13 protein-coding genes are annotated in these 13,895 nt (G+C 70.5%); 7 read left to right on the top strand and 6 right to left on the bottom strand.

Features of this window, described 5'->3' with window-relative positions:
• Nucleotides 1-27 precede the first annotated feature (27 nt).
• Nucleotides 28-1,215 carry a helix-turn-helix domain-containing protein gene (locus AB0H54_RS20350; protein ID WP_357346868.1) on the bottom strand — a complete coding sequence of 396 codons (1,188 nt, stop codon included), beginning with the start codon at nt 1,213-1,215 and terminating at the stop codon, nt 28-30.
• A gap of 211 nt (nt 1,216-1,426) precedes the next feature.
• On the opposite strand from AB0H54_RS20350, the gene AB0H54_RS20345 reads away from it, so the two are divergent.
• The 5 genes from AB0H54_RS20345 to AB0H54_RS20325 are packed head-to-tail and all read left to right on the top strand — an operon-like array spanning nt 1,427 to nt 6,265.
• Nucleotides 1,427-2,344 carry an SMP-30/gluconolactonase/LRE family protein gene (locus AB0H54_RS20345; RefSeq protein ID WP_357346867.1) on the top strand — a complete coding sequence of 306 codons (918 nt, stop codon included), beginning with the start codon at nt 1,427-1,429 and terminating at the stop codon, nt 2,342-2,344.
• 46 nt (nt 2,345-2,390) lie between these two features.
• Nucleotides 2,391-3,650 carry an acyl-CoA dehydrogenase family protein gene (locus AB0H54_RS20340; protein WP_357346866.1) on the top strand — a complete coding sequence of 420 codons (1,260 nt, stop codon included), beginning with the start codon at nt 2,391-2,393 and terminating at the stop codon, nt 3,648-3,650.
• A 1-nt stretch (nt 3,651) separates the two neighbouring features.
• Nucleotides 3,652-4,443, top strand: a complete 792-nt coding sequence (locus tag AB0H54_RS20335) for an SDR family NAD(P)-dependent oxidoreductase (protein WP_357346865.1) — start codon at nt 3,652-3,654, stop codon at nt 4,441-4,443.
• A complete protein-coding gene (locus AB0H54_RS20330; protein WP_355272374.1) occupies nt 4,440-5,189 on the top strand; it encodes an SDR family oxidoreductase in 750 nt (249 codons plus the stop codon). The genes AB0H54_RS20335 and AB0H54_RS20330 overlap by 4 nt, the downstream gene beginning before the upstream one ends.
• Nucleotides 5,186-6,265: a phosphotransferase family protein gene (locus AB0H54_RS20325; RefSeq protein WP_357346864.1), complete on the top strand. Its 1,080-nt coding sequence runs from the start codon at nt 5,186-5,188 to the stop codon at nt 6,263-6,265. The genes AB0H54_RS20330 and AB0H54_RS20325 overlap by 4 nt, the downstream gene beginning before the upstream one ends.
• An 83-nt stretch (nt 6,266-6,348) precedes the next feature.
• Here the strand turns inward: AB0H54_RS20325 and AB0H54_RS20320 are convergent, their stop codons facing one another.
• Nucleotides 6,349-6,516 (bottom strand): CsbD family protein, encoded by a 168-nt coding sequence (locus AB0H54_RS20320; protein WP_357347548.1) that lies wholly within the window; start codon nt 6,514-6,516, stop codon nt 6,349-6,351.
• 177 nt (nt 6,517-6,693) lie between these two features.
• Between AB0H54_RS20320 and AB0H54_RS20315 the strand changes: the two genes are divergently transcribed.
• On the top strand, nt 6,694-8,337 hold the full coding sequence (locus AB0H54_RS20315; protein WP_357346863.1) for an FAD-dependent monooxygenase: 1,644 nt from the start codon (nt 6,694-6,696) through the stop codon (nt 8,335-8,337).
• Between the two features lie 7 nt (nt 8,338-8,344).
• Here the strand turns inward: AB0H54_RS20315 and AB0H54_RS20310 are convergent, their stop codons facing one another.
• A complete protein-coding gene (locus AB0H54_RS20310) occupies nt 8,345-8,731 on the bottom strand; it encodes a VOC family protein (RefSeq protein WP_357346862.1) in 387 nt (128 codons plus the stop codon).
• A 103-nt stretch (nt 8,732-8,834) separates the two neighbouring features.
• On the opposite strand from AB0H54_RS20310, the gene AB0H54_RS20305 reads away from it, so the two are divergent.
• Complete coding sequence (locus tag AB0H54_RS20305) at nt 8,835-9,461, top strand: TetR/AcrR family transcriptional regulator (protein WP_357346861.1); 627 nt, start codon at nt 8,835-8,837, stop codon at nt 9,459-9,461.
• 7 nt (nt 9,462-9,468) lie between these two features.
• On the opposite strand, the gene AB0H54_RS20300 is transcribed toward AB0H54_RS20305, so the two are convergent.
• The 3 genes from AB0H54_RS20300 to AB0H54_RS20290 form a co-directional block, all read right to left on the bottom strand.
• A complete protein-coding gene (locus AB0H54_RS20300; protein ID WP_357346860.1) occupies nt 9,469-10,530 on the bottom strand; it encodes a lipocalin-like domain-containing protein in 1,062 nt (353 codons plus the stop codon).
• A 17-nt stretch (nt 10,531-10,547) separates the two neighbouring features.
• Nucleotides 10,548-11,786 carry an oxygenase MpaB family protein gene (locus AB0H54_RS20295; RefSeq protein WP_357347546.1) on the bottom strand — a complete coding sequence of 413 codons (1,239 nt, stop codon included), beginning with the start codon at nt 11,784-11,786 and terminating at the stop codon, nt 10,548-10,550.
• 165 nt (nt 11,787-11,951) lie between these two features.
• Complete coding sequence (locus tag AB0H54_RS20290; RefSeq protein ID WP_357346859.1) at nt 11,952-13,754, bottom strand: multicopper oxidase domain-containing protein; 1,803 nt, start codon at nt 13,752-13,754, stop codon at nt 11,952-11,954.
• Nucleotides 13,755-13,895 lie beyond the last annotated feature (141 nt).

The following is a 13,895-nucleotide window of genomic DNA, read 5'->3' as shown; positions in this document are numbered from 1 at the left end:
GGCCCGGGGGCGTCGCCGCTTCGCCGGTCAGCGCGACGGCGGGTGCGCGCCGGGATCGCGGTGCAGCAGCCACCACGCGACGATGAGATCGTCGGTCCGGCCGAGATCGAGGCCGGTGAGCTCGGCGAAGCGGGTGAGCCGATTGCGGACGGTATTGCGGTGCAGGTACAGCCGGGCCGCCGTGTCGTCGATGCGCTGGTCGCAGTCGAGGTAGGTCCCGACCGTACCGAGGATCTCGTCGGCTCCGCCGTGGCGGCGCAGCGGCGCCAGGTGCTTGTCCGCGAGCAGCCGCGCGATGTCCTCGGCCTCCCCGAGCAGCGGGAGCGGCCCCAGCGATCCGAGATCGACCAGGCCGCTCCTGCCGTGCCGCATCGCGAGATCGAACGCGCGACGCGCCTCCCGGTAGGACGTCGCGGCGTCACCGAGCGGTACCGCGGATCCCACCGCGACCAGGCTGCCCTCCGGCAGCGTGTCCGGCGTCCGCGGCAGCAGGGCGACCAGGTGCTGATCCACGACCGTGTCGACGACGGGCAGTCGCGTCGTCGAACCGCGTGCCCGCAGGGCGGCGAGCAGGTCCGTGGCCGCGGCCGTGCCGTTCCACGCGGCGCAGGCGATCCGGTACCGGTGCGCGGGATCGAGCCGGTGCTCACGCGCCTCGGCGCGCAGGATCGCGGGCGCGACCGTCCCGTCGACGAGACTGCGCAGGAAGTCGGCTCGCCGCGCGGCCCCGGTCACCGCCCGTTCCCGCAGCACCCGGTGGATCGCGGTGGCGGACGCGGTCGCCCATTCCCAGGTGAGGTCCTGCATCTCGTCGATCTCGGCAGCGGGCACCCCGTGCGCGGCGGCCCGGCGCCGGATCAGCTCGAAGATCCGGCGCGCGCCGATCTGCAGGCTGTGCGCCACCAGATCCAGCGGGATCTGCTGGTCGGCCCAGGATCTGGCCAGGGTGGTGAGCTCGTCGAACCCCGCCTGCGCGGCGTCGTCCTCGCCCAGTTGCCCGACGACGATGCGCAGCACGGCCCGGGTGTTGGTCTCGATCGAGCCCGCGTCGACCTGGTCGTAGACCGGGATGCTGTCGCGGTAGAGCCGCGTCAGGTCGGCGGCCATCTCGTTGAGTTCGGGATCGACCTCCGCGATCAGCGCGGCCACCCGGGCCGCGGCCTTGCGCCGCCGTGGTCCCAGCTCGAGCGCGGGCATCGGCGGCGTGGTGTGCATATGCACAGTCAACTCGGGTGGCGCGCCTATTTCAACGTCGCTGACCGGGGCCCAGAATGGCATGTGCACAGAGTGCGGCAGTGGGCGGCGCTCGATCACAGGGGAGGCACGCATGGTCGTCGGTGCTCGGTCGGGACCTCGGATGACGCCGGTGCGCTGGTCGCCACCGACGGCGACACGCAGGGCCGGGCAGCGCCGGAGCGCGCCGCCGATGCCCGCGATCCGGCGGATCGAACTCCCCGGCGCGGGCCCCGAAGACGTGGTGATCGGTGCCGACGGCCTCGTCTACACCGGCATCGCCGACGGCCGTATCCTGCGCGTCGACCTCGCCACCGGGACCGTCGAGACGGTCACGCACACCGGCGGGCGTCCGCTGGGCCTGTGCGCGGTCGCCGACGGGACCCTGCTCGTCTGCGACGCCCACCGCGGCCTGCTGCGCTGGACCGGGACCGAACTCGAGGTCCTGGTGGCTGCCGTCGACGACGGCCCGGTGAACATGGCCAGCAATGTCGTGCGGGACCCTCGCGACGGCACCGTCTATTTCACCGCGTCCTCCCGCCGCTGGCCGCTGGACCTGTGGATGGGCGATCTCATGGAGCACTCCGGCACCGGCCGCCTGTTCCGGTACTCCCCCGATGGAACCACCGAGACCCTGCTCGACGGTCTCCAGTACGCCAACGGCGTCGCCTTCACCCCCGATCAGGACGCGCTGATCGTCGCCGAGACGGCGGCCTACCGGCTCAACCGCTACTGGCTGCGCGGCCCGAAGGCCGGAACCCGCGAGGTACTGGTCGACAACCTGCCCGGCTTCCCCGACAACATCGCCCTCGGCTCCGACGGACTGATCTGGGTCACCCTGGCCTCCCCCCGCAATCCCCTGCTCGATCTGCTGCTGCCGATCCCGCCCCTCGTGCGACAACTGTTGTGGCAGGTACCCGATCGGCTCAAGCCGCGCCCGGTCCGCACCGCCTGGGTGATCGCGGTCGATCCGGACGGGACCATCGTCCACGACCTGCAGCGCGACGGCGCTGACTACGCGATGGTCACCGGCGTCGCCGAGGCGCACGGCACGCTCGTGCTCGGCAGCCTGGACGAAACCGCCCTCGCGATCACCCACCTCCCCGCCTGATCGACGGCGAGATCACCACCCGTTCCCTTTCCCTGAAAGCAGAGACATGGACTTCGCCCCCAGTGCCCGCGCCACCGATCTCGCCGGCCGCGTCCGCGGCTTCATCGCCGAGGAGATCGCCCCGATCGAGGCGGACTATCACCGCCGGGTAGCCGCGCTGCGCGAGACCGGCGCCGACCCGTGGGATCCGCTGCCCGTGCTCGCCGACCTGCGCACCAGGGCCCGCGCGGCCGGACTGTGGAATCTGTTCCTGCCCGCCGCCCACGCCGGCGAGTACGCCGCCCGCTTCGGGACCGACGGCGGCACCGGCCTCACCAATGTCGACTACGCCCCGATCGCCGAGGAGACCGGGCGCTCGTTCCTGGCGCCCTACGTCTTCAACTGCAACGCACCGGATTCCGGGAACATGGAGGTCCTGCTCCAGTACGGCGACGCCGCGCAGCGGCAGCGGTGGCTCGAACCGCTGCTCGACGGCGGCATCCGGTCCGCGTTCGGGATGACCGAACCCGACGTCGCGTCCTCCGATGCCACCAATATGGCGGCCACCGCCGTCCTCGACGGTGAGGACGTCGTCGTGAACGGCCGCAAATGGTGGACCACCGGCATCGGCCATCGCGACTGCGCGCTCATCATCTTCATGGGCCTGACCTACCCAGAGGCCGAGAAGCATCGCAGGCACACGATGGTGCTGGTCCCCGTCGACACTCCCGGGGTGCGGATCGAGCGGATGCTGCCCGCGATGGGCCGCTACGACGAGCCGTTCGGCCACGGTGAGGTGTCGTTCACCGACGTGCGCGTGCCCGCCGCGAACATCGTGCTCGGCCCCGGTCGCGCCTTCGAGATCGCCCAGGGCCGTTTGGGTCCCGGCCGCGTCCACCACTGTATGCGGTTGATCGGCCTGGCCGAGGCCGCGCTCGCCGCGGCCTGCGAGCGGGCGACGACCCGCACCGCGTTCGGCAAGCCGCTGGCCCGGCTCGGCGGCAACCGGGAACGGATCGCGCAGGCGCGCATCGCGATCGACGCCGCGCGTCTGCTCGTCCTCAACGCGGCCTGGAAGCTCGACACCGTCGGCGCGTTCGGCGCGCTCAGCGAGATCAGCCAGATCAAGGCGCACGTGCCGTCGATGGCGCAGCACGTCATCGACTTCGCCATGCAGATCCACGGTGGCGCCGGGTTGTCCGACGATGTGCCGCTGTCGGCCGCCTGGACGACCGCGCGGGCGATCCGCCTGGCCGACGGTCCCGACGAGGTGCACCTGGACATGGTCGGGCGGCTCGAGCTCGCCAAGTACGGGCAGGGGCGCTGACGTGGCCCGAGTGCTGATCACCGGCGGCGCGTCCGGCCTGGGCGCCGCCTTGGCCCGGCTCTTCGCCGCCCGCGGTGACCGGGTCGTGGTCACCGACCTCGCCGACGACGCCCCGGTCCCCGCGGGCGCTTCGTACCTGCGCCTGGACATCACCTCCGAGCAGGACTGGGACCGCGCCCGCGACACCGTGCGCTCCACCCTGGGCGGCCTCGACATCCTGATCAACAACGCGGGCATCGCGGCGGGCGGGCGCATCGACCGGGTGCCCGCCGAGGAGTGGGCCCGGGTCATGTCGGTCAATGTGCTCGGTGCCGCGACCGGGTGCCGGACCTTCACCCCGATGTTCCAGGCGCAAGGCAGCGGTCACCTGGTCAACATCGCCTCGATGGCCGGTCTCGTGCATCCCCCGGCGATGGCGCCCTATACCGCCGCCAAGGCCGCGGTCGTCGCCCTCAGCGAGAGCCTGCGCTACGAGCTGGCGCCGCACGGCATCACCGTCTCGGTGGTGTGCCCGTCGTTCTTCCGCACCGACCTGGCGTCGTCACTGAGCGACGCCGACCCGCTGATGTCCGAGATCGCCCGCCGCCTGATCGACGGCGCGACCGCAAACGCCGACGCCATCGCCACCGCCGCGCTGGCAGGCATCGACGCCCGCCGCTTCCTCGTCCTGACCGACCGGTCCGGCCGCGTGGCCTTCTGGACGAAACGACTGCTGCGCCCGCTCTACGACCGGCAGCTGACCACGATGGGCCGTCGCATCACGGCGGCCGAGAACAAGGAGACTTCCCGATGAGTACCGGCACCATCGTCATCACCGGCGCCAGCGCCGGGCTCGGCGCCGAGATGGCACGGCAATTCGCCGCGCGCGGTTACGATCTCGGCCTCTGCGCCCGCCGGGTGGACCGCCTCGACGACCTGCGCGACGAACTCGTCGCCGCCCATCCCGGCATCGTGGTGCGCACCGCCGCCCTCGATGTCACCGACGACGCCGCCGTCCAGACGGTGTTCGAGAAGTTCCGGGCCGAATTCGGTGTGCTCGACCGGGTCGTGGTCAACGCGGGCCTCGGCCACGGGGCCGCCCTCGGCACCGGCGGGCACGCCGCCAACCGGCGGACCGCGCTCACCAATTTCGTGGGCGCGCTCTCCCAGAGCGAGCACGCGCTGGCGGCGTTCCGGGCGCAGGGTCGCGGTCATCTGGTCCTCATCTCGTCGTTCTCCGCGCTGCGCGGCATGCGCCGGTCGATGACGGTCTACGCCGCGAGCAAGGCCGGTGTCGCCGCCCTCGCCGAAGGCCTGCGCTCCGAACGCATTCCCGGCGTGGATATCTCGCTGATCTGCCCCGGCTACATCCGATCGGAGATGACCGACCGCAAGGAGGGCCGCACCACCTTCATGGTCGACACCGAACCCGGCGTCGCCGCGATGGTACGGGCGATCGAGGCGCGCAAATCCGTCGCCTACGTCCCGGCGTGGCCGTGGGTTCCGCTGTCGGTCGTGGTGAAGCGGCTGCCGGTGTCGCTGCTACGGCGGCTGACATGACCCGGTCCCCCACCCGCTCCGACGCCCGCGCCGTGCGTGCCGAGGACGCCTTCGATGTCGCCGCCCTTGCGGCGTGGCTGCGCACCGAGACCGGCGCAACCCTCACCGGGCTCCCGCAGGTACGTCAATTCTCCGGTGGCGCTTCCAATCTCACCTATCTCGTGCAGTACCCCGAGCGGGCGCTGATCCTGCGCAGGCCGCCCGGCGGGCACCGCGCCGACGGCGCGCACGACATGGCGCGCGAGTACCGCGTGCAAACCGCCCTCGGCCCGGTGTTCGACTACGCGCCGCCGACGGTGGCGCTGTGCGAGGACGACAGCGTGCTCGGCTCGCCGTTCTACCTGATGGAACGGCTCGACGGCCTCATCCCGCGCAAGGAGCTCCCGCCCGAACCCGCCTGGACGGCGCCGCGGGTGCGCGCACTGTGCACCAATGTGCTCGACGTCCTGGTCGACCTGCACGCCATCGATCCGACCGCCGCGGGCCTGGACTGGATGTCCAAGGGCCCCGGCTATGTCACCCGGCAGGTGTCCGGCTGGTCGGACCGCTATCGCCGAGCCCGCACCCGCAACGTCGGTTCGTTCGAGTCGGTCATGTCGTGGCTGGCCGCCCACCAGCCACCCGATCGCGCGACAGCCCTGATCCACAACGACTTCCGCTTCGACAACATCGTGCTCGACCCCGCCGAGCCCACCCGGCCGATCGGGTTGCTCGACTGGGAGATGGCCACCATCGGCGACCCGTTGCTGGACCTCGGCAGCGCCCTGGCCTACTGGGTCCAGGCCGACGACAACCTCGCCTTCAAGTTCTTCCGGCGCCAGCCCACCCACACCCGCGGCATGCTCACCCGCGACGAGGTGGTCGAATACTACTGTCGCCGGACCGGAATCGGGCTCACGGATCGCGAATGGGCCTTCTACGAGGTCTTCGGGCTGTTCCGCCTGGCGGTGATCTGCCAGCAGATCTACTACCGCTACTACCACCGCCAAACCACCAACCCGGCCTTCCGCTCCTTCGGTCTGGCCGTCCGGCTGCTGGAATGGCGCTGCCGCGCGGTCATCCGCCGTACCAGGTGAGTTGCCGCCGCACAGCCCGGCGTTCTTCTCGAACACCGGGCTGACCAGGGAGACGCCCAGCGGCTGGCCGGGGCCCACCGGAGCTAGTTCCTGAAGGCGTCTTTGATTTTCGCGGCGGACTGCTTCAGGTTGCCCTTGGCTTGTTCGATCCGACCTTCGGCCTCGAGGCTTCGATTACCAGTGGCTCGACCGAACACCTTCTTGATCCGGCCCCTGTTGGCCTCGACCGAATTCGCGATCTTCTTGCGCATACTCATGGCGGTTCCTCGCTGTGTGAGAACCAAGTCAACGCCGCGCTCTCCCCGGTGTCAACGATGCTGCGCCAGGGAACACGTGAAGTCTCGACGGACGAGGATGCTGCCGCGGGACGCCCCGGCGTACGATCAGCGAACACACTGAGGCGGGGTAGTCCAACGAGGTGATGTCGCATGGTCGAGACGGATGTGCTGGTCGTCGGTGCCGGGCCGGTGGGCACGGCCGCCGCTGTCGAACTGGTCCGGCGCGGAGTGCGCTGTCGGGTCGTCGATACGCAGGCCCACCCACCCAGATACGCCAAAGCGGTCGGCATCCAGCCGCGCACGCTGGAGCTGTTCGAGGAGATGGGTGTTCTCCGCGACGTCCTCGACGCCGCGATCCTGATTCGCGGCCAGCTCGTCTTCGTCAACGGCGTCGAGTCGGGGCGGCTCGACCTGGCGCTGCCTCCCGAGGTGCCGTTCGCCTTCGTCGGGCTGCCCCAGTACGAGACCGAGCGCATTCTCTGGCAGCGGCTGGCCGCGCTGGGCACGCGCGTGGAACGCGGGGTGACGCTGACCGGGTTCACCCAGGACGACGACGGCGTCGACGCCGTGCTGGCCGGACCCGACGGTGAGCACACGGTGCGGACGCGATACCTGGTCGGCTGCGACGGCGCGCACAGCATCGTCCGCAAGACCCTCGGGCTCACCTTCGAGGGCGCGGCGTTCACGGAGCAGTACATGCTCGGCGATGTCGAACTGGACTGGTCGCAACCGCGCGGCTACGGCGTCCGGGCGATGCACCAGACCGACGGCGTCACCGACGACGTCCTGGTGTGCATCCCGCTGCCCGGCCGCCACCGCTACCGCGTCTCGATGCGGGTGCCCCCGGAACTCGAGATCGGCGCGGGCGCCGACGGTGTCGCGCACGGCTTCGGCAGTGGTCCGGCACCCGAATTGGCCGATATCCAGGCGGTACTGGACCGGTTGTCGCCCGAGCCGGTGCGCGCGTCGCACCTGCGCTGGTCCTCGGTGTTCCGGATCAGTCACCGCATCGTCGACTCCTATGGGCGCGGACGGGTTTTCGTCGCGGGCGACGCCGCCCACATCCATCCGCCCACGGGCGCGCAGGGTATGAACACCGGCATCCAGGACTCGCACAATCTGGCCTGGAAACTGGCGCTGGCGGTCGCGGACCTGGCCGCGCCGCAGCTGCTGGCCAGCTACGACGCCGAGCGCAGGCCGGTGGGCGAGGAGGTCGTCGGCCGCACCGTGCGCCATGCCAGGGACGGCATCGGCGCGGGCGACCCCGACCCGGAGCACGTACTGCTGCGCGAAGCCCAGTTGCTCATCGACTACCGCGACAGTCCCATCGTCTTCGATTCCCCGGTCGGCGCACCGGCGCCGACGGCGGGCAGCCGCGCCCCGGACGCGACCGGGCTGACCCGCGACGCGGTGGCCTCGCCGTTCCGGTTGTTCCCCTTGCTCACCGGCCCGGACCACACCGTGCTCTGCTACGTGGACAGCACCTGCGACGCCGCGATGCTCGACGAGATCGAGAGCCGGGTCGAGCTGCTCCGGGAACTGGCCGACGACCGGCTCGACGCCTATCTCGTCGCCGCGCCGGGCGCCGCCGTGGCGGCGGCCGTGCTGCCGGTGATCCATGATCGCGACGGTGACTTCGCCCGGCAGTACCACGCCGGACCCGGCGCGGTGTACGTCGTCCGGCCCGACGGCTATCTCGGGTACGCGGCCCGCCCGGCGTCCGCGCACGACCTCACCCGCTACTTCGGCGCGATCTTCGCCCCCGTGCCGGAGGGTGTCGCCGGGACCGCCTGAGCGTGGGTCAGTGCTCCCCGTCCTCGATCCGACGGCGCAGCAGACAGAATTCGTTGCCCTCCGGGTCGGCCAGGACATGCCACGATTCGGCGCCGGTCTGCCCGATCTCGACCGGTCGGGCCCCGGCGGCGAGCAGCCGCCGCAGTTCCGCGTCCTGATCGCGGTCGGTGGGATTCACGTCCAGGTGCAGGCGCAGTTTCTCGCGCTTCGGTTCCGTGCTGCGGCTGAACAGCAGGGTGGGCTGCGGGCCGCCGAATGCTGTTCCAGGCGGGCCGATCTGGATGTCGCCCTCGTCCCGGTCGAGTTCGACGTAGCCGAGGATCTCGCACCAGAAGTCCGCCAGCCGTTGCGGATCGGCGCAGTCGAGGACGAGTTCGGTGATCCGGCAGGCCATGCCCGCGACCCTACGCGCGGGTGGCAGCCGCAGCCAGGGACGACACCCGCTGCCCGGCCCGCGGGGCGATAAGCTGACCCGTGATGGCGACAGGAAGGCGACGATGACCCCCAGGGCCGAGGACCCGCGACCCACCGCGCCGGTGTCCAAGCGCAAAGCGGCGTCGGCCGGACGCGCGGCACGCAGGCTCGGGGTCGAGGACTGGACGAACGCGGCGCTGCGGGTCCTGCTGCGCGACGGGGTCGCCGGCATCACGATCGCCAAGTTGTGCGATGAGCTCGGGGTGACCAAGGGCAGTTTCTACTGGCATTTCGACGGTATCGATCAGCTGTTGCAGACCACGGCCCAGTTCTGGTGCGCCGATCAGAACGATGCCGCGCGCGGCTTCCAGGGCCTCGAGGAACTGCCGCCCCGCGAGCGGCTGGCCCGCATGGGCGAACTGCTCACCGCGGAGCGGGTGTGGCAGATCGAGCTCGCGGTGCGGGACTGGGCGCGCACCAACGCCGAGGTGGCCGCGGCCGTCAAGGCGCTCGATCAGCGGATCTTCCACGCGCTGTCCGACACGCTCGTCGAGATGGGCTTCGCCGCCGATCAGGCCGAGATGCGGGCGGGCCTGATGTGTTTCGCCGGGATCGGCTTCGTCCACGGCAACCAGAATCTCCCGGTGCCGACCGAGGATCAGCGCCGGGAGTTCTTCCGGTTCATCACCAGCACGGAGTCCGCGGACTGACCGCTGGTCAGGTCAGTGCGACCAGTTCGTGCAGGGTCGTCCCGGTGCGGTGCTCGGTCCCCGCGCCGGTGCGCACGGCCAGCGTGAAGGTGGACTCGAACCGGAAATAGCCCGGGTGCCCCACCAGCCGGTGCACGAGCGGTTTGATCAGCCGGGACCGGGCCACCGGGACATCGTCGAGCAGGTCGTGGGCGTGGATGACGCGCACGACGTCCAGGCGCAGCTCGAGGCTGCCGGGCACGGTCAGTTCCACCCATTCGGGGTAGGTCCGTCCGGCGGTGGCGTCGAAGCGCGCGGGTCCCTCGGTGAGGACGGTCTCGCCGGTGGACAGCACGATCTGCTCGTGGTGGGCCAGCATCAGCGGGCTGATCTCGTGCCCGCCCCGGCGCTGCTGGGTCAGGACGGAGGCGAACAACAGGGAGTAGTCCTCGACGTAGAGCCGTCCCCAGTGCCAGCGCTCGATGATCTTCTTCATGTCGCCGACGCCCCAGTTGTGGTCGTGGTATCCGCGCCCGGTGACCTCGTGACGCACGCCGTCGAGTTCGATCGCGCCGGTCACCCTGGCCCGGGGCGCGCCCACCATCCAGCCGAAGGAATCCCTGGTGCCGAAACGGGTTTCGCCCTTGCCGGGCATCCAGCTGGGCACTTCGTTGTGGAAGCGCAGGTCGAAGACGATGCCGTCCTCGGCCATCCACAGGTGATGGACGGGCAGGCCGTCGGTTCCGGCTTCGGTGCGGGCGGTGTTGTGGCCGACGCGGACATCGCACGCCTCGGCCGAGAACGACGTGTCGGCGCGGGGATAGCGCCGCGACACCTGACGGCGGGTGCCGTCGGGCGCGTAGACCATCATCTCGACCCACGGCCGCGCGGTGGGCAGATCCTCGGGCCTGCGCTTGGTGAGGAAGCCGATCACCACGTGGCCGGTGTCGAGGTGGGCGTCGAAATACCAGTGTTCGAAGGCGAGCCTGCTCGGCGAGGGATGGAGTCCGTTGTGCCGTGGCTCGACCGCTGTCAGGACACCGTCGCGGCGTCCCGGTCCGTTCCACACTTCGACGATGTCGCTGGTCATGATTGCTTCCGGTCGGTTCATCGGCGCAGGGCGCCGCTGGCGTCGAAGGCCGCTTCCCGGCCCTGCATCTGGGCGCGATACCAGTTCTCGCGATGCCACAGCATCAGCTTCTCGTGCGCCCGCGCGAACGGCGGGCAGACCCGGCGGGCGACCTCCATGGCGGTGATCAGCGGGAACCGGACGATCGGGACGACGATCCACGGGAACGCGGGCGGCATCGTGTAGCGCCGGCGGGTGCCGGGCGCCATGTACATCGCGGAGTACACGGAATTGATGCGGTAGTTGTACTTCTCGCGCAGCCGGGTCAGGCCACGGTGACCGTCGCGGGGCGCGAAGGCCGCCGGGTAGGACTCGATCAGTTCCGTGCCGTGCTGTCCCGCATCGTAGGAGCGCGACACGATCGTCATGGCCAGCACCCGCAGCGCGTCCAGGACGGTCTCCGGGTACCAGCGCAACCGCACGCCGAGCAGGTGCCCCAGGTACTTCTGGAAGTGCAGCAGCGCACGGATTTCCGACGGCGTGGTCTGGTAACCCAGTACCCACAGTCCCAGGCCGGGCGTCACACTGCCGCCGAGCAGCGTCAGCATCTGGTAGGTCTGGCTGATCGGCAGACCCCACCGTTCGATGTCCCATTCGGGGTGGCCGGCGACCTTCGCCCGCACCGAGACGTGCATGACGCGCACCTTCAGCGCGGTGGCGCGACCGGCCGAGCCCGGGGTGAGCAATGCGTCGGGGGCCGAGACGTCCATCCAGAAGCGGGTGGTCTCCAGGAACCGGCGCAGGGCGCTGTCCCCGGCGTAGCCGCCGGCGAGCGACAGCGGGGTCGCGACCGCCGCCTCGGTGTACATCTCGAGTGTCTCGGCGCCGGCGAAACTGAACAGCATGGTGCCCCAGCGCCGCCAGATCGCCGCGCCCTGTTCCACCAGCTCCGGCACCACCCACTCGGGTACGGTCTCGAACTCGTCGAACAGCGCGCGCATGGATTCGGGCGCGTCGGGCACCGCGTCGATGCCCTCGGCCAGCGCGTGGTCCAGCAGGCGGCGTCCGGCCTTCGCGCCGATCGCACCGTGGCTCACCTCGGCGACGAAGCGCTCGGCCACCGGGTCGCCGGTGAACAGGTCCGCGCACAGCGCCACGGCTTGTTCGTCACTGGGAAACAACCGCTGCCGGGTCACCGTGGCGAACAGGCGCTCGATCCGGCGCACCCGCGCGGTACCGCGCGCCTCCCAGTAGCGGAAGGCGGTGGGGCACTGCACCGGTGGCCGCTCGACCGCAGACCGGGGTGGGTCGGATCGGACCTGACTGTCGACGAATTCGGCCAATGCCGTGCTCCTGACGTGAAATTCGCTCCCCGGCTGTCGCGATAAGCCGACCATACTACGGAGAACATCCATCCGTACCTGAAAGTATGGAAGCGGGCGTCAGGGCACGATGCGGTACTTCAGCATCATGTCGTGATCCTCGTGATCGAGCAGGTGACAGTGCCACACATAGCCCTGCAGATCGTCATGCGAGCGGCCCCCGTGGTCGGCGGTGCGGTGCGTGCCGTGGGAATCCGTGGCGTCGAGTTCGGTCGCGTTCCGGCGGGGGAAGGTCGCGTCGGGGTCGAAGCCGAGTTCGGCCGCGGTCGGGAATCGGACGATGATGCTGGTGACGGTGCCGCCGTCGACCCGCACGATGTCCTTCCAGCCGGCTTCCCACGGCTGCGGCGGCACCATCGCCCCGGCCAGGAATCCCTCGGCCGAGGGCGCCCACTTCTGCCCGATCGGCGGCTGCGGATGCGCCAGCTGGTAGTCGACCGTGCGCAGCGGTGTCCGGCCGAGAATCCGGAAGGTGACCAGGTGCAGGTGGATCGGGTGCGGGTCGGGCGTGATGTTGATGATGTCCCACTGCTCGACGGTGCCCTGTCGCGGCCGCTCGATATCCGGGCTGGCGAAGGTGAGATTGTTCAGCGACATGATCGCGGGCGGCACCCGCAACTCGTAGGGCTGACTCACCGTCACCTGGCGGACCACCGTCGGGGTCTCGAGCGCCGGGAGCACCGCGGGACGAGATCCCCCGCCGCGCAACCGCTCCGGCACGCCACCTGCGAACCCGGGCCGATCCTGTACCCGGAACTGGCAGAACACCGGCATCGCCACCTCACCGAGGACCGCCGCCTGGAAGACCGGCGCCTCGTCATTGCACAACTCGACGGTCTCCCCCGGCGCCAGTCCGGCGAAATCGACCAGCACGTCCACCCGTTCCCCCGGCGCCAGCCGCAGCTCGTGCACCGGGACCGGGGCGTCCAGCAGTCCGTGCTCGGTGCCGATCACCCAGAACCGCATCCGGTTGCCGAAGAACAGATTCCACACACTGAACGAGGCCGCGTTGAGCATCCGGAAGCGGTAGAGACCGCGCGCGACCGGCAGGTAGGGCCAGATCTTGCCGTTGACCACCCCGACGTCCCCGACCGCCCCGCCTTCCCATCGTCCCTGCGGAACGACCGGCGTCGAACGCACCGATTGCCGTCCGTCGGCGGTGAACAGCTTCTCCTGCAAGACCAGTGGCACTTCGAACTCCCCGGCGGGCAGACCCAGCGGGTTGCCGGGGGCACCCGTATCGACGTCGTCGCGGAGCAGTAGCATTCCGGCGAGTCCCGCGTAGACGTTCACGCGGGTGATCCCCATCGCGTGGTCGTGATACCAGAGGTGGCCCGCGTCCTGCGCCAGCGGGAAGTCGTGGTCGATATCGCCGCCGGGATACACCAGTTGTTCCGGATGCCCGTCGCTGTCCGGCGGCGTCACTCCCCCGTGCAGGTGCAGCGAGGACGGCGGCGCGGACCGGAAGCTCTCCGCGACACCGTGCAGGGTGGTGTCCATGTCGGCGGCCAGCGGATGGGCGCTCATCCGGTTCTCGAAACGCAGGCGCAGCGGCGTGCCCGCCCGATGCTCGACGGTCGGCCCCAGGTAGGTCGACCCGTTGTAGCCCAGCGCCGGTGATTCCGGCAGATCGCGGTGGAAGCGATGGGAGGTCGTCGCCGCGACCAGATCGAGCCGGTCGCCGCGCACCACCGGCAATCGGGGCAGCTCGTCCACGAACGGCTCGACCTTCGGGGAGGGGAACAGCAGCGGACTGCGCGCCCGCGGCGGCACCGCGGCAGCCGACGTCTCGAGCAGCGCCGCGCCGAGCAGACCAGCCCCGGCGGCCCGCAGAAACCCACGACGTTCGATCGGATATCCCATGGCCGAGCCCTTCCCGGGCTGCACCGTCGCACGCACCGCCGTGCGACCATACCACTGGGTACAGTTATCAGTACCTCATCGAATGTGGCGGGACCGAGCTGTTCATCACCTCGCCGGACAGCGCGACTGGCCGATCGGCCG

It is taken from the genome of Nocardia sp. NPDC050718 (assembly GCF_040654235.1).
Classification (GTDB): domain Bacteria; phylum Actinomycetota; class Actinomycetes; order Mycobacteriales; family Mycobacteriaceae; genus Nocardia.
Note: the sequence above shows the minus strand (reverse complement) of the source record. Positions and strands in the feature narration are given on the sequence as shown.

Coding starts and splice junctions, on each gene's coding strand:
- AB0H54_RS20345 (WP_357346867.1), top strand. CDS start 1,427: ATGCCCGCGATCCGGCGGATCGAACTCCCCGGCGCGGGCCCCGAAGAC.
- AB0H54_RS20350 (WP_357346868.1), bottom strand. CDS start 1,215: ATGCACACCACGCCGCCGATGCCCGCGCTCGAGCTGGGACCACGGCGG.
- AB0H54_RS20300 (WP_357346860.1), bottom strand. CDS start 10,530: ATGACCAGCGACATCGTCGAAGTGTGGAACGGACCGGGACGCCGCGAC.
- AB0H54_RS20340 (WP_357346866.1), top strand. CDS start 2,391: ATGGACTTCGCCCCCAGTGCCCGCGCCACCGATCTCGCCGGCCGCGTC.
- AB0H54_RS20325 (WP_357346864.1), top strand. CDS start 5,186: ATGACCCGGTCCCCCACCCGCTCCGACGCCCGCGCCGTGCGTGCCGAG.
- AB0H54_RS20320 (WP_357347548.1), bottom strand. CDS start 6,516: ATGCGCAAGAAGATCGCGAATTCGGTCGAGGCCAACAGGGGCCGGATC.
- AB0H54_RS20310 (WP_357346862.1), bottom strand. CDS start 8,731: ATGGCCTGCCGGATCACCGAACTCGTCCTCGACTGCGCCGATCCGCAA.
- AB0H54_RS20305 (WP_357346861.1), top strand. CDS start 8,835: ATGACCCCCAGGGCCGAGGACCCGCGACCCACCGCGCCGGTGTCCAAG.
- AB0H54_RS20315 (WP_357346863.1), top strand. CDS start 6,694: ATGGTCGAGACGGATGTGCTGGTCGTCGGTGCCGGGCCGGTGGGCACG.
- AB0H54_RS20330 (WP_355272374.1), top strand. CDS start 4,440: ATGAGTACCGGCACCATCGTCATCACCGGCGCCAGCGCCGGGCTCGGC.
- AB0H54_RS20290 (WP_357346859.1), bottom strand. CDS start 13,754: ATGGGATATCCGATCGAACGTCGTGGGTTTCTGCGGGCCGCCGGGGCT.